We start from the raw sequence: 21,421 nt of genomic DNA, 5'->3' as shown, positions 1-21,421 counted from the left end.
GCGACCGCGACACCGTCCCGTGCCGGCCGGCCCGGATCCGGCCGGCACGGAGCGAACCGAGGAGGACCCACCCACATGAGCACCGGTTCCCGCCCCCGCCCCCTTCTGCGCGCCCTGCTGACGAGTCTCGCCGTCGCCGCCACGACCCTCGCGGGCGGCGCCTTCGCCGCCGCCCCGGCCCAGGCCGCGGCGTGCAACGGATACGTCGGCCTCACCTTCGACGACGGCCCCTCCGTGGGCCAGACCCCGGCCCTGCTCGACGCCCTCAAGCGGAACGGGCTGCGGGCCACCATGTTCAACCAGGGCTCGTACGCCGCCTCCAACCCGTCCCAGGTCCGTGCCCAGGCCGACGCCGGGATGTGGGTCGGCAACCACAGCTACACCCACCCGCACATGACCCAGCTGAGCCAGGCGCAGATGGACTCCGAGATCTCCCGGACCCAGCAGGCCGTCGCGGCCGGTGGCGGTGGCACGCCGAAACTCTTCCGCCCCCCGTACGGCGAGACCAACGCCACGCTGCGGTCCGTCGAGGCCGCGCACGGTCTCACCGAGGTCATCTGGGACGTCGACTCCCAGGACTGGAACGGCGCGAGCACCGACGCGATCGTGCAGGCCGTCGCCCGCCTCACCAACGGCCAGGTCATCCTCATGCACGAGTGGCCGGCCAACACCCTGGCCGCGATCCCGCGCATCGCCCAGACGCTCTCCGGCAAGGGCCTGTGCTCGGGCATGATCTCCCCGCAGACGGGCCGCGCCGTCGCACCCGACGGCGGAGGTACGGGCGGCGGTGGCGGCAACGGTGGTGGTGGCGGTGGTTGTACCGCGACGTTGTCGGCGGGGGAGAAGTGGGGGGACCGTTACAACCTGAACGTGGCGGTGAGTGGGGGTGGCAGCTGGACGGTGACGATGAATGTGCCGTCTCCGGCGAAGGTCATGGCGACGTGGAACATCAGTGCGAGTTATCCGAGTGCTCAGGTGCTGACGGCGAAGCCCAACGGCAGTGGGAACAACTGGGGGGCCACGATCCAGGCCAACGGCAACTGGACCTGGCCGACCGTCTCCTGCACCACGAGCTGACCCGTCCGCGGGGAGCGGGTGAGGCGCGGCGGCTCACGGCCGCCGCGCCTCGGTGCGGCGGGCGGAAGGCTGCGGCACAGTGGACGTATGGATGATCTCAACGCCCTCGCCGACGAGCACCTGACCCTGGCGCGCTCCCACCCGCACGGCCGCAGCGCGCACCTGCTGCTGCGCCAGGAGCCGCTGCGGCAGACGGTGATCGCGCTCACCTCGGGCTCCTCGCTCGACGAGCACAACGCGCCCCCGGCCGCCTCGCTGCTCGTCCTGCGGGGGGCCGTCCGGCTCACCGCCGGGTCCGGGGACGTGGAGCTGGGCGCCGGTGTGCTGCACCCGATTCCGCAGGAGCGGCACGGGCTGCTCGCGCTGGAGGACGCCGTGGTGCTGCTGACGGCGGTCAACGACTGAACCGGCCCCGCTGTCCGTCCCGCCCCGCCGCCCGTCCCGCGAAGCCGTCCGTCCCGCGGTCTCAGGCCGGGACGGGACGGGCGGCTTCGGCGTTCCCCCGGGGAACGCGGGGGCGGCCGGACGGAAACTCCGTTGGGGGAGCGCTCCCAGGCGGGCAGGATGGTGCGATGACCTCCACCGCGCACGTGCGCTCCTACCGCCCCGACGACCACGAGGCGCTGGCCGGCATCTGCGTCCGCACGGCCGACAACGGCGGTGATTCCAGCCATCTGTACCCCGACCCCGGCCTGATGCCCACGCTGTTCGCCGCGCCGTACGCCCACCTCGAACCCGAGCTGACGTTCGTCCTGGACGACGGGACGGGGCGGGCGGTCGGCTACGTCCTGGGGACGGCGGACACCCAGCGGTTCGTGACCGGATTCCGCGAGGTCTGGATTCCCCGGGTCTCCGGGCGGTTCCCCGAACCGGCGGGTGTGCCCGGCACCCTCACCGAGGAGATGACCGCGCTCCTCTACCGCCCCGAGCGCATGATCCTGCCCGAACTGGACCGATATCCCGCCCACTTGCACATCGACCTGCTTCCACCGTGGCAACGCAGGGGGTTCGGCCGGGAGTTGATGGACGCCTTCCTGGGGGCGCTGCGGGAGCAGGGGGTCGGAGCCGTCCATCTGTCGATGCTGACGGCCAACACCCCCGCCCGGTCCTTCTACGACCGGCTCGGCTTCCACGAGATCGCGGTGGCCGATCCGGGACCGCTCACGTATCTGGGGCGATCCACGCAGGGGTGTGGGAGGCGGGAGGTGGGCAAGTACTGAGTGCCGATCCCGGGCGAGGGCCGGGACGGCTCACGTGGAGGGACGAGTGACAGTGACGGAACAGGGCGTGTGGAGGTTCACGGACGACCGGGGCCGGCTGACGACGGTGGAGCGCAGGCCGGCCCGGGTGCTGGCGTACATCCAGGCCGGAGCGACCTTGTGGGACTACGGGATACGCCCGGAGGGGATATTCGGCTCCGGGCACGACGGCGCCACGCCCGACCTGGCCAAGACCGGGACGCTGCCGCTGGACACCGTGGACTACCGCGGTGCGGGCGGCGCGCTGGACGTGGACACGCTGCTGCGGGGCGACCCGGACCTGGTGGTCGCCGTCAGTTACGGCCACGGCCAGGTCTACGGGCTGGACCCGGACACCGCCAAGCACCTGGAGGAGCAGGTCCCGGTCGTCGTCATCGACGTGGGACAGGCGCGCACCCTGGACCGCGTCGCCGCGCGGTTCGAGGAGCTGGCGCTCTCGCTGGGCGGCGCCCTCGACCCGGGGGCGGAGAAGGGGCTGGCGGCCGCCACGGCACGGCTCCGCGAGGTCGCGGGCGCGGGGGCCGGGAAGCCCAGGGTGGTGGCGCTCTCGCCGGCGGGCCCGGACCAGGTGCACATCGCGCGCCCCCAGATGTGGCCGGAGCTGCGGGTGCTGGCCGAGTTGGGGGTCGGCCTCGTCGCCCCGGAAGAGGGTCCCGGGGTCAACTGGTCCACCGGCGGCTGGGACGGGGCGGCCGCGCTCCGGCCCGAGATCGTCCTGACGGACATCCGGGCGAACGCGGTGCCGCTCGACGGGATCGCGCACCCGGAGTGGTCGGCCGCCCGTGCCGGGGCGCGCGTCGTGCCGTGGAACCCGGAGCCGCTGTGCGGCCCGCAGGCCCGCGCGCGCTTCCTGCTGATGGTGGCGGACGCGGTGGAAGCGGCGCGCGAGGCCTGAGGACTCTCCCAAAAGAATTTTGCAAAAATACTTTTGGAAAGTGGGTGGTCTGTTCTAGCCTGCCGCCATGGACGACGACTCCCGCCGCGTACTGGACCCCGAGCGCGACCCGGCGGCGCTGAAGGCACTCACCCACCCGCTGCGCCTGCGGCTGCTCGGACTGCTGCGGCTGCGCGGTCCGGCCACCGCGAGCGAACTGGCCGACCGTACGGGGGAGTCGTCGGCATCGACGAGCTACCACCTCAGGGTGCTGGCCAAGCACGCCTTCGTGGCGGAGGCGGAACACCGCGACGGACGGGAGCGCCGCTGGAAGGCGGTGCACTCCGTCACCTCGTGGAGCAACGCCGCGGTGCTGGCCGCACCGGGCAGCCGGGGACTCCTGGAGACCAGCAGGCAGCGCCAGTTGGAGCATCTGCGGGAGACGGTGGAGCGGCACGAGGCGGACATCGCGACCGGCCGGCTGGGCCGGGAGTGGCACGAGCCCTCGGGCATCAGCGACCTGATGCCCCGGCTGACCCCGGAGTCCCTGAGCGAACTCCTGGACACGGTGAACGCCAAGCTGGCGGAGCTGACCGCACGGGACGCCGACGACCCGCGTGCCGAGCAGGTGGTGACGGTCGTGGCCGCGCTGCCGCTGGCGTCGGCGGAACCGGCCGAGGGACGGGCCGGCGGCCGGCCGGTCCAGGACCCCGCCACGGCATCCGGCGACGGCGCGGCGGCGGACGGCGTGGCGGACGGAGCGCGTGCCGAGGGCGGAGCGCCCCTCCCCGAGGCCGGGCCTACCGCGGGCTCCGCCACGGTCCGCGAACCCCGTTCCGGAGACGACCGGTGACCGACACCGCCCCCACGGGAGGCGCCGAGCCCTCTCCGGCCACCGGCCCCGCGCCCGACGAGCAGCCCACCCCCGACCCCGCGCCCGCACTCGCCGGGCACCCCGCGCCCGACGAGCAGCCGGCCACCGGCCCGGCGCCCGACCCCGGCACCGCGCCCGACGAGCACCCCGCCCCCGGCCCCGCGCCCGCACTCGGCAAGCACCCCGCCCCCGACGAGCGCACCGCGCGCCGCCGGTTCGTCGTGGTGACCTTCCTCTTCTGGCTGCCCGCCGGGCTGGCCTCCGCCCCGATGGTGCTGCTGTTCACCGAACGCGGCCTCCCCCTCACCGCCGTCGCGGGGGTGTTCGCGGCCCACGCGCTCACCGCCGCCGCCATGGAGCTCCCCACCGGAGGACTCTCCGACGTCCTCGGCCGCCGCACCGTCCTCGCCGCCGCCGGAATCCTCGATCTGGCCGCCCTCGCCCTCATCGCCCTCGGCACGGCCGGCTGGGTGCTCACCCTCGGGATGGCGCTGATGGGCGCGGGCCGCGCCCTGTCCAGCGGGCCCGCCGAGGCCTGGTACGTGGACGCCGTGCACGCCCGCTCCGGCCCGGACGCGGACATCCGGACCGGTCTGGCGTACGGCGGCTCCGCCTCCGCCGCCGCGCTCGCGGCCGGCATGGTGCTCGGAGGCGCGCTGCCCTGGCTGCTCGGCCTCGGCCCCGACCTCGGCGCCCGGCTGCGCGAGACCACCTCCGGCCTGGTCCTGCCGCTCTCCGTCCCCGCGCTGCTGGGCGCCGCCGTGTACATCGCCTTCGTCCTCTACGTGCTGACCGCCCTGCGCGAACCTCCCCGCCCCCGGACGACCCCGCTCGGCGTACTCCGGGGCGTGCCGTCCGCCATCAGCGGCGGGCTGCGCCTCGGCGGCCGCGACGCGCTGATCCGCCGCCTCCTGATGACCGCGGGCGCCGCCGGGACCGCGCTGTCGGCCCTCGAACTGCTCACACCCGGCCGCGCGGCCGGCATCACCGGAGCCGCCGAGTCGGGCGCGGTGCTCTTCGCCGGACTGGCCGCCGCGGGGTTCGTCTGCTCGGCCCTCGGCAACCGCCTGGCACCGGCCGTCGCCCGGCTCGCGGGCGGCAGCGAACGGGCCGTCCAGCTGAGCCTCATGAGCAGTGTGGGCGGCCTGCTGCTCCTCGCCGTCACGGTCTCGTCCGGCAGCGCGCCCGCCCTGGTCCTGACCGTCGCCGGATACGCCCTGGTCTACCTCGGGCTCGGCGCGGCCGGCCCCAGCGAGAACGACCTGCTGCACCGCCGCGTCGACGCCTCGGGCCGGGCGACCGCGCTGTCCGTGCAGTCCTTGGCCCTGCAACTCGTCGGAGCGGGCGGCGGACTGGTCGTGGGGGCACTGCCCGCGGGCCCCCTGCCGTGGCTGCTGGCCGCCGCGGCGCTGCTGGTGGGCGCGCTGCTGTGGACCCGCCGCTCCACCCCCGCACCCGCTCCCCGGCCCGGGACACCGACCCCTCCTCGGCCCGGCACACCGACCGGTGCGGGCGGCCGCTGACCGGCCCGCGCCGCCGCTGCTCCGTACGGATGCGCCGGATCGCGCGGTCCGCCGCCGTTCGCGAGGCTGGCCGGAGCGATCCCCGTACCTCCAGCAGCAGGAGCAGGCATGCAGCAGGACAAGCACCCGGCGTACCGTCCGGTGGTCTTCCGCGACCGTTCCGCCGGCTACGCCTTTCTGACCCGGTCCACCGCGTCCAGCGAGCAGACCATCGACTGGGACGACGGCAACACCTACCCGGTCATCGACGTGGAGATCTCCGCGGAGAGCCACCCCTTCTACACCGGCAAGGCGCGGGTGGTCGACTCCGAGGGACAGGTCGCGAAGTTCGAGCGCAGGTACGGCGAGGAGGGGCGCGAGGGCGAGGCCCCCTGACCCGTGCGGCGGCCTCCTCGCGCGGGAAGGGCGCGGTGGCCCCCGCGCACAGGGCACAATCGGCGGCGGAGTGTCCGGCGGCCACGGTCGTACCGGACGCCCTGCCGTCCGTGCTTTCCCCAGGAGACCCGCCCTCATGGCCCACAGCCCCGCCCTGCTGATCATCGGCGAATGCGTCGCCGACGTCGTCCGGCGGCCGGACACGGCGGACCGGGTCCACCCCGGCGGCAGCCCCGCCAACGTCGCGTACGGCCTGGCCCGTCTGGGCCACGACACCACCCTGCTCACCCAGCTCGGGCCCGACGCCCACGGGCGGCTGATCAGGGACCACCTGGTCTCGGCCGGGGTCCGGGTGCGTACCGACGGCGGCACCGCGCCCACCCCCGCGGCCTCGGTGAGCCTGGACGCGGCGGGGCGGGCCACCTACACCTTCGACATCACCTGGACCCTCGCGGCCTCCGCCGCCCACCAGCCGCCGCCCCGGCACGTCCACACCGGGTCGGTCGCCGCCGTCATGGAGCCCGGGGCCGGTACCGTACGGGCCGCCGTCGAGTCGCTCGCGGGGACCGCGACCGTCAGCTACGACCCCAACGTCCGGCCGGAACTGATGGGCGATCACACCGAGGCGGTCCGCGGGGTCGAACGGTGCGTCGCGCTCAGCGACGTGGTCAAGGCCAGCGACGAGGACCTGGCCTGGCTCTACCCCGGTGAACCTCCGGAGCGGGTTGCCGGGCGCTGGCTCCGGTCCGGACCGGCACTCGTCCTGGTCACCCGGGGCGCCGACGGGGCGCTGGCCGTCCTCCCCGGCGCCACGGCCCACGTCGCCGCGCCGCCCGTGCGGGTCGCCGACACCGTGGGGGCCGGAGACGCGTTCATGTCCGGGACGCTGCACGCGCTCGCCGCCCGCGGACTGCTCGGCGGGGCGGGCCGCGCGCGGCTGCGCGCCCTGGCCCCGGACACCCTGGGGGACGTACTGCGTCACGCGGTGGCGTCGGCCGCGGTGACCGTGGGCCGGGCCGGCGCCCTGCCCCCCGACCCGCGCGAGCTCGCGGCGGCGCTGGACGGTGTGCCCGCGCCGGGACGCTGACGGTGTCCTCGCCCCACCCCGATCGTTCATCACTGCATGACCGTGACCCTTACCCCGACCGCTCCACCGTCCACCGTCGAACTGCTGACCGGGGTCCTCCTCGGCAGCGGATACCGCCGCGAACACGGATTCTGGCAGCGGCTGATCAGCACAGAACCGTTCCGCCGCCCGGCCGGCGGGACCTCCGAGGAACGCCTGGCCCTCTCCTACGAGCGGCTCCGCGTCCTCAACCGCTCCCTCGACAGCGGGGCCCGCCTCGCCGCAGACCCCCGCGCGCTCGCCGCCCTGCACGAATGGATGGCGCCGGTGGACCCGGCGCTCGCCACCGTGGCGGGCATCCACTACAACCTCTTCCTCGGCAGCCTCCTGGACCACGACCCCGTGGGCCGGAGGGACCTGTCCGACTACCTGTCGATGCGGCGCGTCGGCACCTTCCTCTGTACGGAGGTGGCGCACGGCAACGACGCCGTGTCCATGGAGACCACCGCGACCTACGACCGCGCACGCGACGGCTTCGTCCTGCGCACCCCGCACGCGGGGGCACAGAAGTTCATGCCCAACACCGGCCCGGCCGGGGGCCCGAAGTCCGGGCTGGTCGCCGCCCGTCTGCTGGACGACGGCACGGACCACGGCATCCGCCTCTTCCTGGTGCCGCTGACCGACGACGAACAGCCCCTGCCGGGCGTACGGGTCCGCCCGCTGCCGGCCAGGATGGGCAGCCCCGTGGATCACTGCCTCACCGCGTTCGACGGACTGTTCGTGCGGCGGGAGGCGCTGCTGGGCACCCATGACGGGGACAGCGGCCAGAAGGACCCCGGCAGCCTGCGCGCCGAACGCAGGCGGCGCTTCCTGACCTCCATCGGCCGGGTCGTCCCCGGCCGGATCTCGATGAGCGCCTGCGCGGCGGGCTCGGCACGCGTCGCGCTCGCCGTCGCCGTCCGCTACGGCGGCCACCGGACGATCACCGGCGCCCGCGGCACACGGCAGGTGCCGGTCAACGCCCACCGGACCCACCACGGTCCCCTCGCCTCGGCCATGGCGACCGTCTTCGCCATGAGCCTGCTGCACCGCCGCGCGCTGGACCGCTGGGAGGTCTGCACCGAGGACGAGCGCGAGGAGGCGGAACGGCTGGTCGCGATCGCCAAGGCGTGGATCACCTGGCAGGCCCGTGGCGTCATCGTCCAGAGCCGCGAACGCTGCGGCGCGCAGGCGCTGTTGGAGAACAACGGTATGACCGAACTGGTCACCGGGATCGAAGGCGCCATCACCGCCGAGGGCGACAACATCGCGCTGTACGCCAAGGCGGCGGGCGACCTGCTCGTCACCGCCCGGCCCGCCCCGCCCGCCGTACCCCGCGACCCGGCAGGCACAGACCTGACCGACCCCCGGTTCCTGCACGGGCTCCTCGCCCATGTCGAGCACATCTGGTTCGCCAGGGCCGGGGAACGGGCCCTGCGGGTCTGTGACGGCGACCGGCTCGCCCGCTGGAACGCGGCCTCGGGTCCCGCCCTGCGGGGGGTCGAGGCACACGCGTACCGGCAGGCCGCCGAGGCCTACGCCCAGGCCCGCGCCGCACTGCCCCCGGGGCCGGCCCGGGACCGTCTGGGGGAGCTGGAGCGGCTGTTCGCGATCGAGTGGGTGGCCCGCAACAGCGGTGACCTGCTGGCCGAGGGGCTGCTGGACGCCGGACAGGTCGCGGCGCTGCCCGAGGCCACCGAGGACCTGATCGCGGCCGTCGCCGCCCACGCCCCGGAACTGGCCGAGGCGTTCGCCCTGCCGCGCGAAGTGCTCGCCGACTGGCCGATCGCGGGCCCTCACTACGCCGACGCCTACGACGACCCGGACGCGCCCTGGCACACGGCGGACGCCGGATCCGCCCGGGAGGGCGCCGTATGAGCGGGGCGGGCGGAGCCGGCGGGGGAGGGGTGCGCGAGACCCTGGAGGTCATCGGGCTGCGGACCGTCCTGCTGGCCTACTGGGGTACGACGGCCGTGCTCGCGCGCCGGCGCAGGCCCCGCCCGCACCGAGGCGAATCGGTTCACCACACGTCTCGCGCGTGTGCGGAGCCGAGGCCCTGACGGCCCGTCGCCGCGGGCCCCCGCCGCCCGCGCCCCGGCACCCGCCGCCCGGACGCGGCGGGCGGCCCGCAGGGCCTCTCCGGCACGGCCCCGCACCGGCCGGAAGGCCTCTCACCTGCTGCGTGATAGCTTGCGGAGGCCAGTCACACTCCATGGGGAGTCAGGGAATCCGGTGCGAATCCGGAGCTGACGCGCAGCGGTGAGGGGGACGGGCGGGGCCACGGCCACTGGGACGCCTCCGGGCACCCCGGGAAGGCGTCCCGCCCGGGTGAACCCGAGTCCGAAGACCTGCTGGCACCCGCTTCCGCCGGAAGCGGCACACCGCAGCGGGCTTCGCGGAAGAGCCCCGAGACGTCGAGGGACCCTGTGCATTCCATAGCCGGCACCGTACGCCTGACCACCCTGCTGACCGCCGGAGCCGTCCTGCTGACCGCGTGCGGCGGCGGGAGCGGGGGCACCCCGGACAACGACCGGGCGGACGGCGCCGCGCGCGGTTATCCCGTCACGCTGAAGAACTGCGGACGCACGGTGACCGTCGACGCGGCCCCGAGCCGGGCGGTCTCCCTCGACCAGGGATCGACCGAGATCCTGCTCTCCCTGGGCCTCGCCGACCGGCTCGCCGGCAGCGCCACCTGGACCGACCCCGTGATGAAGGGCCTGGAGAAGGCCAACGCCGGGGTGCCCCGCATCGCGGAGAACCGCCCCTCCTCCGAAAAGGTCCTCGACCAGGAACCCGACTTCGTCAGCGCCTCCTTCGAATCCACCCTCGGCAAGGGCGGTGTCGCCCCCCGCGAGCAGTTCGAGGAACTGGGCGTCCCGACCTACGTGGCACCCGCCGACTGCACCGCCAAGGACAACAGCGGCAGCGGCGACGGCTCCCGGACCGAGCCGCTGACCATGGACAGCGTCTACGACGAAGTGACCGACCTGGCCCAGGTGTTCGGCGTCCCGGAACGAGGCGAGAAGCTGGTCGCCGACCTCCGGGGCCGGATCGACAAGGCCACCGCGGACATCGACGCCTCCGGCACCACGCTGCTGTACTGGTTCGCCAACGCCGAGGCCCCCTACCTCGCGGGCTGCTGCGGCGCCCCGGGCATCATCACCGGTGAACTCGGCGCCGAGAACGTCTTCGACGACTCCCACGAGGAGTGGCCCCAGATCAACTGGGAGACCGTCGCCGACCGCAACCCGGACGTCCTGGTCATCGGTGACCTGACCCGCAAGTCGCAGACCGCCGAGGGCGCCGAGAAGAAGATCGCGTTCCTGGAGTCCAACCCGGCCACCAAGAACATGGACGCCGTCCGGCACAAGCGGTACGTCCTGCTCAGCGGCCAGGCCATGAACCCGTCGATCCGGACCGTCGAAGGCGTGGAACGCGTCGCCGCCGGGCTCCGCTCGTTCGGGCTCGCGGGGTGACCGCCCCCGCCCCCGCACCCGCCCCGTCCCGCCCGCGGAAGACGCCCCCGCCCCGCGCCACCGGCGTACGGGTGCTGCGGGACGGGCTGCTGTGGACCGGCGGGGCGGCCCTGCTGGTGCTGTCCGTGGCGGTCGCCGTCACGATCGGACCCGCGCGGATCTCCGTCCCCGACGTCTGGTCCACGGTCGCCGCCCACCTGGGCCTCGGCGAGTCCCGGCTGACCCCGATCCGCGACGGCATCATCTGGAACCTGCGGATGCCCCGCACCCTGCTCGCCGCGGTCTGCGGGGCGGGGCTCGCGGTCTGCGGGACGGTGATGCAGTCCCTGCTGCGCAACCCGCTCGCCGACCCCTTCGTGCTGGGCGTCTCGTCCGGGGCGTCCACGGGGGCGGTCGCGGTCGTCGTCCTCGGCGTCGGCGGGGGAGCGGTGTCGGTCCCGGCCGGAGCCTTCCTCGGGGCACTGTGCTCGTTCGCCCTCGTCCTGCTGCTCAGCCATACGCTCGGCGGCACCACCGACCGGGTGGTGCTCTCCGGGGTCGCGGCCATGCAGCTCTTCTCCGCCCTCACCTCCTTCGTCGTGATGACCGCGGCCGACGCCGAACAGACCCGGGGCGTCCTGTTCTGGCTGCTCGGCTCCCTCAGCGGTGTCGGCTGGAGCGATGTGTGGGTCTGCGCCGCCGTGCTCGCGGTGGCCCTGCTGGTCTGCCTGGGGCACGCCCGTACGCTCGACGCCTTCGTGTTCGGCCAGGAGGCTGCGGCCTCGCTCGGCGTGCACGTCGGCCGTACCCGCCTCGTGCTGCTGTGCACCACGGCGCTGCTGACCGCCGCGCTCGTCAGCTCCGCCGGTGCCATCGGCTTCGTGGGCCTCGTCCTGCCGCACGCCGCCCGCGCCCTGGCCGGTTCCGGCCACCGCCGGCTGCTGCCCGTCACCGCGCTCGCCGGAGCCGTCTTCCTGGTCTGGGTGGACACGCTGGCCCGGACCGTGCTCGACCCGCAGGAGGTGCCGGTCGGCGTGGTCACCGCCCTCATCGGTGTCCCGGCCTTCGTCCTGGTCCTGTACCGCACCCGGAGGAACCCATGACAGCCACCGACCGCGAAGGCCTGCGCGCCGCACGGGTGAAGCGGGAGGCGGGCGGCCGGATCGTCCTGGACGGCGTGGACCTGGCCCCGCCGCCCGGCGCCACCGTGGGGCTGATCGGCCCCAACGGCTCCGGCAAGTCCACCCTGTTGCGGATCATGGCCGGGGTGCTCGCCCCGCACGCCGGTACCGTCACCCTGGACGGCCGCACGCTCGCCGGGACCGGCCGCCGCACCGTCGCCCGGCGGGTGGCCGTGGTCGACCAGCACGCCGTCACCCAGGTCGAACTCAGCGTGCTGGACGTCGTACGCCTCGGCCGCATCCCGCACCGCCGCGCCTGGTCGGCGGCCGGCCCCGAGGACGAGGAGGCCGTACGCGAGGCGCTGGAGCGCACCGGACTGGCCGACCGCGCCGGGCAGTCCTGGCACACCCTGTCCGGCGGGGAGCGCCAGCGGGTGCAGATCGCGCGCGCCCTGGCCCAGCGGCCGCGTGAACTCCTCCTGGACGAACCGACGAACCACCTCGACATCCAGCACCAATTGGAACTGCTGGCCTTGGTCGCGGCCCTGCCCGTGACCGCGGTGATCGCGCTGCACGACCTCAACCTGGCCGCGATGTTCTGCGACCGGATCACTGTCATGGCCCACGGGAAGGTGGTCGCCGCCGGGACACCGTCCGAGGTGCTCACCCGGGAACTCATCGCGGAGGTCTACCGGGTGCGGGCGGTGGTCACCGACGACGGGCCTGACGGGCGGCCCTCGGTCCGCTTCCTGCCCGGGTCTCCGGACGGGTCCTTGCCCGGATCCCGGCCAGGCCCTGGGGCCGGGGCCAAGCCCGGGTCCGGGGCAGGGGACGCGCGGGCCGGCGCCGCCGCGCCGCCCGGGACCGGCCGGTAGGACCTGGCCGTACCGTCCGCCGTCCGCCGCCACGGCCGCCGCGCGTGGGAGCCCCCGTGGCCGGATGCCGCGTGGAGTGACCGCCATGGCCGAACGGCGTACAGGCGACCGCCCGTGGCCGAACGGCGTACCCGTGACCGCCCGTGGCCGAGCCGCCTATCCGCGCCCGGATCGCAAGAAGGGGCGGGCCCGTGACCCACGGGTCCGCCCCTCGCATGTGCTCGCGCGGCCTGACGCCGCTGTGTGAGGGGGTCAGCGACGCCGTCCCTGGCCGAACTCGCCGCCCATGTCCTTGTCGCTGCCCGCTTCCTTGCCGTCCGTGTAGTCGATCTTCTCCTTGCGGAGTTCGGCGGAGACATCCTTCTGCTCGGTGACCTTGTTGGTTTCGAGGCGGACCCGTTCCACCGGGACGGCCTCCTTCCGGACGGTGGCGCGCTCGGCGTGGAGGGTGACCTCCACGTCCTGCTCGCCGAGGTTCGTCGAACCGGCCGTCGTCTTCTCGCCCGGCTTCATGGGCTCGCGCACCACGCGTACCTCTTCGTGGGACACCGGAACCGTCCGGGTGACCTCTTCGGTCACGACGTACTTGTGCAGCCGGGCCCGTCCGCTCTCGTACTCCTCCGTCCCTACGGTGAGTTGCTCCTCGGAGCGGGTCATCTCGTCACCGACACCGGCCGCGGACCGCTCGGCCCCGGCCCCGGCGAGCGGCCGGGACGCGGAGGTCGCCTCCGTGTCGCGTTGCCGGCCCGTGCCGGTCTGCCCGGTGCGGGCGGTTCCGGCGGCACCGGCGGCTCCGGCCGCGGCGCCCGTACCGGCGGCGCCCATGGCCCCGGTCCCGGTCCCGGTCCCGGACGTCGTGCGCGCGTCCCCACCGGCACCGGCGTTGCCGCCCGACTTCCTGGTCAGGCCGTAGTGCCGGTAGAGCTCCTCCTCCTCCGCCACGGACAGATGGGCGTCGGCGTCCACGCGGGGCGCTTCCTTGACCCTGTCCTTCGGATGCGCGACGTGCAGGTCGGAGCCCACACGACGAGCACCGGCAAGCGGCACGAAGCTCTCCTTCATGCCGAACATGCCGGTCTTGACCGTGATCCAGTCGGGCTTGCCGGTGTCGTCGTCGACGTACACCCGCCCGACCGTGCCGACCTTCTCGCCGTCACTGTCGAAGACGGTCAGACCGTCGAGTTCTCCGGAATCCGTGAAACCGTCAGCGGCTCCCATGGCCGATTCCCTCCTCGCTCGGGCGCGTCCTGCGGGTGGATCCGACAGGGAAGACGCGTCCGGATTCCATCGCGCCTCACCCGGTTGGACGGTGCAACTTCCCGGCCGCGCCACCGGGCTGCCCGAACCACTCCCGGTGCGCGGGAGGCCGTGTGCGACGCAGGTCCCGGCTGTCCTGCCGTGTTACGCCAATCGGGTGAGCGAACCTCCCGGAACAGCGGCCGGGCGGCGGGCCCCCACGCGAGGGCGGCCGGGTCCGGTGGACGGAGCCGGGGCGGACGGGGCCGGGGACGGACGCCCCCGTATGATCGACGCGCCGCCGCCGACCGCCGGCCGGCCGCGGAAGGGGGTGCGCCATCGCTTCCGTACGCGCCCACCTGCCCGGACAGCGCGGGGAACTGCTGGCCCGGCGGGAGAACGGCCAGGGCCTCCACCACCTGGTCTGGCGGCTGGGACCCGGCTGGCGGGTGTGCAGCAGCGCCGTACTGGGCGGCGGCATCGGGCCCCGGGCCTGGATCCTGAACGCGCAGGTCCCCGGCGGATATCCCCGGCTGGACCCGGACCGGCACCTCGCGGAGATCGCCACGGCCGAAGGGCTCGGCGGACCGGGGGCCGGGCTGATGACGGCCGCCGACGTCACCGCATACACCACCGCGCACGACGGCGGGGTGACCGCCACCGTCACCAGTGGTCTTGGGGTACGGGGCTGGGCCGCCGCGCCCGCCGAGGGCACCGGCGGACCGCTGCCGCCCGGCACCGTCAACATCGTCGTCACCCTGCCGGTGGCCCTCTCCGACGCCGCGCTGGTCAACGCGGTGGCGACCGCCACGGAGGCCAAGGTCCAGGCGCTCCTGGACGCCGGGCTCGACTGCTCGGGCACCCCCACGGACGCGGTGTGCGTCGCCGCGCCGGATCCGGGGACGGACGCCGGTGAACCCTTCGCCGGTCCGCGCTCGCTCTGGGGAGCCCGCCTGGCCAGGGCCGTCCACCGCGCCGTCCTCACCGGGGCGGTGGATTCCGCGGACCGGGAGGGGGCGACGGCCGGTGCGGCCGACCGGCCGGTACGGGGCGGTACGACGGCCGGCGCGGCGGTCCGGGGATCCGTGCCGCAGGCTTGAGACCAGCCGTGCCCGGCCCCCGGGCACGGGCCGCCACCGCCCGCTCGGTCCCGCCGCCGGGCGCACCGACGAAGGGATCGAGCCATGACCACCGCCTCCTTTGCCGACGACACCGGCAGGCCCACCGTCGCGGTCCTCGGTACCGGGATCATGGGATCCGGCATGGCCCGCAACCTGCTCGGGGCCGGGCTGCCCGTCCGGGCCTGGAACCGGACCCGCGCCAGGGCCGAGCCCCTGGCCGCCGAGGGCGCCACCGTGACGGACACCGCCGAGGAGGCCGTACGCGGAGCCGATGTGATCATCACCATGCTGAACGACGGACCGGCGGTGACCGAGACGCTCACCGCCGCCGCCGGGGGAGTGCGGCCCGGACAGATCTGGATGCAGAGCTCCACCGTCGGGATCGAGGCCACCACCGGTCTGGCCCACCGGGCCGCCGGACTGGGCCTGGTCTACCTGGACGCCCCGGTCTCCGGCACCCGCAAGCCCGCCGAGCAGGGCACGCTCGCGGTGTTCGTCGCCGGGCCCTCGTCCGCCCGCGCGACGATGCGGCCCGTCCTGGAGGCGATCGGACAGCGCACCGTGTGGGTCGGTGAGGACCCGGGGGCGGCCTCCCGGCTCAAGCTGGTCGTCAACACCTGGTTGATCAACCTGGTCAACAGCGTCGCGGAGAGCCTCAACCTGGCCGAGGGGCTCGGTCTCGACCCGCGCCAGTTCCTGGACGCGGTGAAGGGCGGCCCGCTGGACACGCCGTACCTCCAGGAGAAGTCGGACGCGCTGCTGGCCGGGAACCTCGATCCGAGCTTCGCCCTCTCCATGGCGCTGAAGGACGCACGGCTGATCCTGAAGGCCGCCGAGGAGTCCGGCGTTGCGCTGGACCTGGTCGCCGCCTCCGCCGAACGGTTCGCGCGGGCCGAGGCGGACGGGCACGGTGGCCAGGACATGATCGCCACGTACTACGCGGGGCGCGGCGCGGCTCCTGACGAACGGTGAGCGACCGGGCGCGGACCGGGGCGTCCGTCAGCCCGGCCCTCGGTGAGCCTCCCGGCGCGCGGGCTCTCCACCGCGTCCGCCGACAGGACGGGTGCGAACAACTCGCTCAGGGGGAAGTGAGGTTGGGGCGACCGCCGGGCGGAACCGGCCGGTGACCGACGCCCGCCGCGCCCACGGTCACGGCTGCCGGGAAGGATCCCGCCGCGGGCAGACAGAAGACCGCCCCACCGGTACGGGGGAGCCCGGTGGGGCGGCCACGTCCAGAGTGCCACAGGGACGCCGTCGTTGGGGCCGGATCGGAGCAGAGGCCCGTCAGGAGAAGCCGTACGGAGGCCGTGGCCCGGCCCGGGGCCTCCGGCGGAAGGGCCGGCGCCCGGCGGGCGGGCCCGCGCCGGCACGCCTCCCGCCGCACGCGCCGCCGACCGGGGGTGTGCGGGCCGGAGCCGTCCGGCGACGCCAGGACCCGGGCCCCGAGGGCGGGTAGGTTGGAACGACTGGGACAACAGCGACATAGTGCGGGAGGCATGCCGTGCTCATGGGACTCCGGCGCACGGCGGTGCGCAGGCGGGTGCTGCCGGGGAGTGATCCGGGTGAGGAGGCGGCGGGCGCCGCCCGCATCGGCAGCTGGGCGCTCGCCCTCTGGCTCGTACTGCTGACCGCCGTGGTGGTCCTTCTCGACGCCCTCACCGGCACCGACCTGCCGCTGATCCCTCTGCTGGTCGTGCTGCCCGCACTGGCCTCGGTCTTCTGCACGGTGCGTCAGACGATCGGTGTGGCCGTATGGGTCACCCTGGTGGTCGTCGGCTCGCGCATCGCGCAGACCGGTGCCTTCTGGGACGTGTTCTTCCTCATCGGCTTCACCGTCCTCGCCTGTGCCCTGGGCGTCTTCGCCTGCGCCGCGCGGATCCGGCACGCCACCCAGGTGGCCCGGTTGCGCTCCGCCGCCGTGGCCCTCCAGCGGCAGATCCTCCGCCCCCTCCCGGTCGTCACCCGGCAGCTGCGGGCCCAAGGGTTCTACGAGCCGATCGAGGAGGACCGGTTCGTCGGCGGTGACATCTACGAGGTCGTGCAGTCGCGCCACGGAACCCGGGTGATCATCGGCGATGTGCAGGGCAAGGGACTGCCCGCGATCGGCGCGGGGTTCGCCGCCCTCGGCGCCTTCCGGGAGGCGGCCGTCCGGGAACCGGACCTCACGGCGGTGGCCGCCGCGCTGGAGGACGCCGTCGTCCGGCACAACGCGTTCTCCGCCGAGACGGGCGAGACCGAACGCTTCGTCACCGCCCTGCTGCTCGGCTTCGACGGCAGTGACCGGGTGGTGGCCGTGAACTGCGGCCATCTGCCGCCCCGCCTGCTCCACGAGGGGGCCACGTCGAAGGTGGCCCTGCGGCTGACCTCCGTACCGCTCGGCATGGCGGACCTGACCCCCGAGACGCGTGACACGGAGACGTTCGGCTTCCCGCTCGACGCCACCCTGGTGGTGTTCACCGACGGGGTCACCGAGGCGCGCGACGCGACGGGCGCCTTCTACCCGCTCGACGAACGGCTCGGCCGCTGGGCGCGGGACGAGCCACGCGACCTGCTGAGGGAGCTCCGGACGGACCTGGACGAGTTCTCCGGCGGGGTACGGCGCGACGACATCGCCGTACTCGTGCTGCGCAGGCGACCGGAGGGCGGCGGAGTGCTCTCGACGGCGCCGGACGACGCGGCGGACGGTGTCACCCCTCCCCCCGACGGGCCCGTCTGACGCCGGAGGGCCGGCCTAACGGACCGGCGCCCCGCGAGCGGCCGGACCGGTCGCTCTGCCGCCGACGCCCCGGCTGTTGTCGCCGCCGCCACGGCCGCCGCCCGGCCCCGGCCTCAGTCCGCGAGGAAGTCGAGCAGGTCCTGGTTGAACCTCTCCTTGTCCCCGGGGACGGCCGCGATGCCGTGGGAGGCGCCCTCGTAGACCGTGAGCGTGGCGTCCGGGATGATCTCGACCGCCTTCCGGCCGGTGGTGTCGAGCGGGACGATCTGGTCGTCGTCCCCGTGCACGATCAGCGTCGGTACGTCGAACTTCCGGAGGTCCTCGTGGAAGTCGGTCCAGGCGAAGGCGTCCACGCAGAGGACGGCACCCTCGACGGTCTGGGCCATGGCCATGTACCAGAAGGCGTCCTTGTTGCCCTGGGTGACCTTGTTCCCGTCGCGGTTCGCGGAGAAGAACGCGACGGCGGTGTCCTGCCAGAACTGCGAGCGCTCGGCCAGGATGCCGCTCTTGATGTCCTCGAAGACCGGCCGGGGCACGCCGTCCGGGTTGTCGGGTCCCTGGCCCATCATCGGCGTGACCGAGGAGAGCAGGACGGCTGACCTGATCCGGCCGGTGCCGTGGCGGCCGATGTAGCGGGCCAGCTCGCCACCGCCCATCGAGTGGGCGACCAGGGTGACGTCACGCAGGTCGAGATGGGTCAGGAGGTCGTCCAGGTCGTCGGCGAACGTGTCGAAGTCGTAGCCGTCGTACACCGGTGTGGACCGCCCGTGCCCCCGGCGGTCATGGGCGATGCCGCGGAAACCGGCGTCGGCGACGGCCTTGAGCTGGTCCTGCCAGGCGTCGCCGTTGAGCGGCCAGCCGTGGATGAAGACCACGGGGCGGCCCCGGCCCCAGTCCTTGTAGAAGATCTCGGTACCGTCCCGCGTCGTGCACACAGGCATGGGGCTTCCTCTCGGTCCGCGGCCGCCTCGGGCCGACCGCGCGGACAGGCGTGGACGGGTGGCCGCGCCCGGTACGGGGACGGTGTGCGGTGTCCTGATCCGGACACCGTGTCCGTCCCGCTGCCATCGTGCGCACCGGTCCGCCCCTCGCGCTGGCGCGCCGGTGGCGCGCGGCCGGTGGAGCCCGCCCTGTTCCATGGCGGGCCCCGGCGCGTGGCGTTGCTCCGGACGGGTGATGCCGCCACCGGGGAGACTGGCCCCTGGCGCGCCGCCCACCCCGCCGGAAACCCCGTGCGCCTCCGGCGGCCGGTCACTACACTCGGCCGCATGGGCAGGCACTACTTCTTTCTCTGATCCCCGGCCAGGACTCCGCCGCGTGACGCTCCGCGTCACCGTGTGACCCACGGGTCGCACCCGCGCGCGGTGGTCCTTCCCGCCGTCCGAAGCCCCTTCGCTTCGCGTCCTCCGCCATGCGCGTCCGTGTGCCGTTCCGGCACCCGCCGTCCGCCGCCGGGGGACCGCCACCTCAGGGAAAGCCACCCATGACCTCCCAGCACGACCGCCCCCAGCTGTCCATGACCGGCGTCTCCAAGACCTACGGCGACCGGACCGTCCTCGACCAGGTGTCCCTCACCGTCCGCCCCGGCGAGAAGGCCGGGGTCATCGGTGAGAACGGCTCCGGCAAGTCCACCCTGCTGCGCCTGATGGCCGGTGCGGAGACGCCGGACGGCGGTGATCTCACCGTCCGCTTCCCCGGCGGCACCGGCTACCTCGCCCAGACCCTCGACCTCGACCCACGCGGTACCGTCCAGGACGCCGTCGACGCGGCGCTGAGCGAACTCCGCGAGATGGAGGGGCAGATCCGCGCGGCGGAGGCGCGGATGTCCGGAATCGATCCCACCGATGCCGAACTGGCCGCCTACGGCGACCTCCTGACGGCCTATGAGGAACGCGGCGGCTACCAGGCGGACGCCAGGACCGACGCGGCGACGCACGGCCTCGGACTCGGCCACGTCAGCCGCGACCGGGTGCTCGGCACACTCTCCGGCGGCGAGCTGTCACGGCTGGCCCTCGCCTGCGTACTGGCCGCGGCGCCCGAACTCCTGCTGCTGGACGAGCCCACCAACCACCTGGACGCCGACGCCGTCAGCTGGCTCGAGGACCATCTCCGGGCCCACCGCGGCACCCTCGTCGCCGTCACCCACGACCGGGCGTTCCTGGAGCGGACCACCACCCTGATCCTGGAGGTCGACCGCGACCTGCGCGCCGTGACACGGTACGGCGACGGCTGGCACGGCTACCGCGCCGCGAAGGCCGCCGCACGCCGCCGCCAGGCCCAGGAGCACCAGGAATGGCTGACCGACCTGGCCCGTACCGAGGAGCTCGCCGACGCGGCGGGACGGCGGCTCCTCGGCAGCGGCAAGGACCCCCGCCAAGGCTTCGGCAAGCACCGCCGGTCCCACGAGGCCAAGCTGTCCGGCCAGGTCAGGGCGGCCAGGACCCGCCTGGAGGCGCTGCGCCGTACGCCGGTGCCCGCACCGCCCCGGCCCCTGCGCTTCACCGCCGACCTCGCCACGGCCTACGAGGACGGGCCGGGCCCGGACCACACCCCGCGACCGCCGGTGGAGCTGGACTCCGTGGCCGTCGGTGACCGGCTGCGACTGCCCGCCCTGTGCGTCGGACCCGGGCAGCGGCTCCTGGTCACCGGGCCCAACGGGGCGGGCAAGACCACCCTGCTGCGGGTCCTCGCCGGCGATCTCGCACCGGACTCCGGCACCGTCCGGCGCCGCGGCAGGACCGGCTACCTCCCGCAGGAGCTGCCGGTCCGGCCCACACGGCGCTCGCTGCTCGCCACGTACGCCGCCGGCCGGCCGGGCCCCGCCGACATGTACGCCGACGAACTGCTGGACCTCGGCCTGTTCCGCCCGGCCGACCTGGGTGTCCCCGTCGCCGCCCTCTCGATCGGCCAGCAGCGCAGGCTCGCCCTGGCCCGGCTGGTCACCCGGCCCGCCGACCTGCTGATCCTGGACGAGCCGACCAACCACATCGCGCTGAGCCTGGTCGAAGAACTGGAAGCGGCGCTCGACCGCTACCGGGGCGCCGTGGTCGTCGTCTCCCACGACCGCGGCTTCCGGAGCCGCTTCGGCGGCGACCTCCTGGAACTGCGGGACGGACGGCCGGTCACGGCCCCGCCGGGCCGGACGGGGCACCGGGACGCTCCGGCCGGCGAGACCACCGGCCACGACGCCACCCGGGGACCGGCGGGCGGCGCCGGTGGCGGAACCTACGAGTCCGCGGGCGCGCGCCCCTCCCGTACGTAGGCACGCAGCCGCTCGACGAAGACGCGCTGGCCGACCACGAGCCGTCGCGCCGCCTCGTCCGGTGTGCACCAGGCGAACCGGTCCATCTCGGGGAACTCCCGCAGCACACCGGACCTCCGGGGCCACTCCATGGTGAACGTGCCCGGAGTGGCCCGCGCGGGATCCAGCTCGCCCTCCACGGCCCAGGCGGCCACGGTCTTCCCGCTCCGTTGCCGGGCCTCGCCCAGCGGCAGCCAGGCGCCGTCCGGCACCGGAAGCCCCAACTCCTCCTCGAATTCCCGGCGGGCGGCCGCGTCCGGCTCCTCGCCGTCCCCGTACTCGCCCTTCGGCAGCGACCAGGCCGCCGCGTCCCGGCCCGTCCAGAAGGGGCCGCCCATGTGCCCGATCAGCACGTCGACGTCCCGCTGCCCGGTCCCGGTCCGGACGACACGGTAGAGCAGGATCCCCGCACTGCGCCTGGCCGTTGACATGCCACCAGTGTGCGGCGCGCGACCCGGGGCCACCAGCCGTGCCCCAGCGCCCGGAACGCCCCGGCAGGACGGGTCCGC

General features: G+C 74.5%; 19 protein-coding genes and 1 riboswitch. Of the genes, 16 read left to right on the top strand and 3 right to left on the bottom strand.

Annotation, left to right across the window (positions count from 1 at the left end; genetic code table 11):
• The first annotated feature begins 75 nt into the window (after positions 1-75).
• The 12 genes from B9S64_RS00850 to B9S64_RS00790 all read left to right on the top strand — a co-directional run bounded on the left by B9S64_RS00850 (position 76) and on the right by B9S64_RS00790 (position 12,538).
• The gene (locus B9S64_RS00850; protein ID WP_103493150.1) at positions 76-1,077 is read left to right on the top strand and encodes a polysaccharide deacetylase family protein; all 1,002 of its coding nucleotides are present in this window, start codon (positions 76-78) and stop codon (positions 1,075-1,077) included.
• Positions 1,078-1,164: 87 nt separating this feature from the next.
• Positions 1,165-1,482: a cupin gene (locus tag B9S64_RS00845; protein ID WP_103493151.1), complete on the top strand. Its 318-nt coding sequence runs from the start codon at positions 1,165-1,167 to the stop codon at positions 1,480-1,482.
• Positions 1,483-1,649: 167 nt separating this feature from the next.
• Complete coding sequence (locus B9S64_RS00840; protein ID WP_103493152.1) at positions 1,650-2,297, top strand: GNAT family N-acetyltransferase; 648 nt, start codon at positions 1,650-1,652, stop codon at positions 2,295-2,297.
• Between the two features lie 52 nt (positions 2,298-2,349).
• On the top strand, positions 2,350-3,231 hold the full coding sequence (locus B9S64_RS00835) for an ABC transporter substrate-binding protein (protein WP_103493153.1): 882 nt from the start codon (positions 2,350-2,352) through the stop codon (positions 3,229-3,231).
• A gap of 67 nt (positions 3,232-3,298) precedes the next feature.
• The gene (locus B9S64_RS00830; protein WP_109491932.1) at positions 3,299-4,063 is read left to right on the top strand and encodes a helix-turn-helix domain-containing protein; all 765 of its coding nucleotides are present in this window, start codon (positions 3,299-3,301) and stop codon (positions 4,061-4,063) included.
• A 290-nt stretch (positions 4,064-4,353) separates the two neighbouring features.
• Positions 4,354-5,607, top strand: a complete 1,254-nt coding sequence (locus B9S64_RS00825) for an MFS transporter (RefSeq protein WP_109492202.1) — start codon at positions 4,354-4,356, stop codon at positions 5,605-5,607.
• Positions 5,608-5,715: 108 nt separating this feature from the next.
• A complete protein-coding gene (locus B9S64_RS00820; RefSeq protein ID WP_103488624.1) occupies positions 5,716-5,982 on the top strand; it encodes a type B 50S ribosomal protein L31 in 267 nt (88 codons plus the stop codon).
• Positions 5,983-6,118: 136 nt separating this feature from the next.
• On the top strand, positions 6,119-7,069 hold the full coding sequence (locus B9S64_RS00815; protein WP_109491931.1) for a carbohydrate kinase: 951 nt from the start codon (positions 6,119-6,121) through the stop codon (positions 7,067-7,069).
• Positions 7,070-7,105: 36 nt separating this feature from the next.
• The gene (locus tag B9S64_RS00810; protein ID WP_103488392.1) at positions 7,106-8,965 is read left to right on the top strand and encodes an acyl-CoA dehydrogenase; all 1,860 of its coding nucleotides are present in this window, start codon (positions 7,106-7,108) and stop codon (positions 8,963-8,965) included.
• Positions 8,966-9,270: 305 nt separating this feature from the next.
• A riboswitch (cobalamin riboswitch) is annotated at positions 9,271-9,458 on the top strand.
• Positions 9,459-9,513: 55 nt separating this feature from the next.
• Positions 9,514-10,563: an ABC transporter substrate-binding protein gene (locus B9S64_RS00800; protein ID WP_103488501.1), complete on the top strand. Its 1,050-nt coding sequence runs from the start codon at positions 9,514-9,516 to the stop codon at positions 10,561-10,563.
• On the top strand, positions 10,560-11,645 hold the full coding sequence (locus B9S64_RS00795; protein ID WP_103488502.1) for an iron ABC transporter permease: 1,086 nt from the start codon (positions 10,560-10,562) through the stop codon (positions 11,643-11,645). The genes B9S64_RS00800 and B9S64_RS00795 overlap by 4 nt, the downstream gene beginning before the upstream one ends.
• A complete protein-coding gene (locus tag B9S64_RS00790) occupies positions 11,642-12,538 on the top strand; it encodes an ABC transporter ATP-binding protein (protein ID WP_258317447.1) in 897 nt (298 codons plus the stop codon). Before B9S64_RS00795 ends, B9S64_RS00790 begins: the two co-directional genes overlap by 4 nt.
• Before the next feature lie 252 nt (positions 12,539-12,790).
• Here B9S64_RS00790 and B9S64_RS00785 read toward each other — a convergent pair whose 3' ends face one another.
• Complete coding sequence (locus tag B9S64_RS00785; protein WP_103504939.1) at positions 12,791-13,756, bottom strand: PRC and DUF2382 domain-containing protein; 966 nt, start codon at positions 13,754-13,756, stop codon at positions 12,791-12,793.
• Between the two features lie 401 nt (positions 13,757-14,157).
• Here B9S64_RS00785 and B9S64_RS00780 point away from each other — a divergent pair, with 401 nt between their 5' ends.
• The 3 genes from B9S64_RS00780 to B9S64_RS00770 all read left to right on the top strand — a co-directional run bounded on the left by B9S64_RS00780 (position 14,158) and on the right by B9S64_RS00770 (position 17,611).
• Positions 14,158-14,874 carry an adenosylcobinamide amidohydrolase gene (locus B9S64_RS00780; RefSeq protein ID WP_374936023.1) on the top strand — a complete coding sequence of 239 codons (717 nt, stop codon included), beginning with the start codon at positions 14,158-14,160 and terminating at the stop codon, positions 14,872-14,874.
• Between the two features lie 84 nt (positions 14,875-14,958).
• Complete coding sequence (locus B9S64_RS00775) at positions 14,959-15,867, top strand: NAD(P)-dependent oxidoreductase (protein ID WP_103488875.1); 909 nt, start codon at positions 14,959-14,961, stop codon at positions 15,865-15,867.
• 535 nt (positions 15,868-16,402) lie between these two features.
• Positions 16,403-17,611 carry a PP2C family protein-serine/threonine phosphatase gene (locus B9S64_RS00770; RefSeq protein WP_181012398.1) on the top strand — a complete coding sequence of 403 codons (1,209 nt, stop codon included), beginning with the start codon at positions 16,403-16,405 and terminating at the stop codon, positions 17,609-17,611.
• 113 nt (positions 17,612-17,724) lie between these two features.
• Here the strand turns inward: B9S64_RS00770 and B9S64_RS00765 are convergent, their stop codons facing one another.
• Positions 17,725-18,552, bottom strand: a complete 828-nt coding sequence (locus B9S64_RS00765; protein WP_103492772.1) for an alpha/beta fold hydrolase — start codon at positions 18,550-18,552, stop codon at positions 17,725-17,727.
• Positions 18,553-19,094: 542 nt separating this feature from the next.
• Between B9S64_RS00765 and abc-f the strand changes: the two genes are divergently transcribed.
• A complete protein-coding gene (gene abc-f / locus B9S64_RS00760; protein WP_103492771.1) occupies positions 19,095-20,873 on the top strand; it encodes a ribosomal protection-like ABC-F family protein in 1,779 nt (592 codons plus the stop codon).
• Here the strand turns inward: abc-f and B9S64_RS00755 are convergent.
• On the bottom strand, positions 20,837-21,343 hold the full coding sequence (locus B9S64_RS00755; protein ID WP_103492770.1) for an NUDIX domain-containing protein: 507 nt from the start codon (positions 21,341-21,343) through the stop codon (positions 20,837-20,839). The genes abc-f and B9S64_RS00755 overlap by 37 nt on opposite strands.
• Positions 21,344-21,421 lie beyond the last annotated feature (78 nt).

The organism is Streptomyces sp. SM18, assembly GCF_002910775.2.
Classification (GTDB): Bacteria; Actinomycetota; Actinomycetes; order Streptomycetales; family Streptomycetaceae; genus Streptomyces; species Streptomyces halstedii.
The sequence above is the reverse complement of the archived record's forward strand: the minus strand, read 5'-3'. Positions and strand labels throughout refer to the sequence as shown.